This window comes from Oikeobacillus pervagus (genome assembly GCF_030813365.1).
Classification (GTDB): Bacteria; Bacillota; Bacilli; order Bacillales; family DSM-23947; genus Oikeobacillus; species Oikeobacillus pervagus.
Genome location: NZ_JAUSUC010000108.1, coordinates 1 through 1,274 on the forward strand (window position 1 = coordinate 1; position 1,274 = coordinate 1,274).

A 1,274-nucleotide genomic window follows, 5' to 3' on the forward strand; every position below is an offset into this window, starting at 1 on the left:
CTGATCATCTTTCAGGGATCTTACTAGTTAAACTATGGGAAATCTCATCTTGAGGGGGGCTTCATGCTTAGATGCTTTCAGCACTTATCCCTTCCGCACATAGCTACCCAGCGATGCCTTTGGCAAGACAACTGGTACACCAGCGGTGCGTCCATCCCGGTCCTCTCGTACTAAGGACAGCTCCTCTCAAATTTCCTACGCCCACGACGGATAGGGACCGAACTGTCTCACGACGTTCTGAACCCAGCTCGCGTACCGCTTTAATGGGCGAACAGCCCAACCCTTGGGACCGACTACAGCCCCAGGATGCGATGAGCCGACATCGAGGTGCCAAACCTCCCCGTCGATGTGGACTCTTGGGGGAGATAAGCCTGTTATCCCCGGGGTAGCTTTTATCCGTTGAGCGATGGCCCTTCCATGCGGAACCACCGGATCACTAAGCCCGACTTTCGTCCCTGCTCGACTTGTAGGTCTCGCAGTCAAGCTCCCTTGTGCCTTTACACTCTACGAATGATTTCCAACCATTCTGAGGGAACCTTTGGGCGCCTCCGTTACTCTTTAGGAGGCGACCGCCCCAGTCAAACTGCCCACCTGACACTGTCTCCCACCCCGATTAGGGGCGCGGGTTAGAATGTCAATACAGCCAGGGTAGTATCCCACCGACGCCTCCACCGAAGCTAGCGCTCCGGCTTCTATGGCTCCTACCTATCCTGTACAAGCTGTACCGAAATTCAATATCAGGCTACAGTAAAGCTCCACGGGGTCTTTCCGTCCTGTCGCGGGTAACCTGCATCTTCACAGGTACTATAATTTCACCGAGTCTCTCGTTGAGACAGTGCCCAGATCGTTGCGCCTTTCGTGCGGGTCAGAACTTACCTGACAAGGAATTTCGCTACCTTAGGACCGTTATAGTTACGGCCGCCGTTTACTGGGGCTTCAATTCACACCTTCAAGCCAAAGCTTTAAGCGCTCCTCTTAACCTTCCAGCACCGGGCAGGCGTCAGCCCCTATACTTCGCCTTACGGCTTCGCAGAGACCTGTGTTTTTGCTAAACAGTCGCCTGGGCCTATTCACTGCGGCTTCTCGGGGCTATTCACCCCAAAAAGCACCCCTTCTCCCGAAGTTACGGGGTCATTTTGCCGAGTTCCTTAACGAGAGTTCTCTCGCTCACCTTAGGATTCTCTCCTCGCCTACCTGTGTCGGTTTGCGGTACGGGCACCTTCTACCTCGCTAGAAGCTTTTCTTGGCAGTGTGGAATCAGGAACTTCGGTACT

Annotated in this window: 1 rRNA gene; it reads right to left on the bottom strand. The window is 54.1% G+C overall.

The window, feature by feature from the left end:
* A 23S ribosomal RNA gene (locus tag J2S13_RS16845) occupies positions 1-1,274 on the bottom strand; the annotation flags it as partial.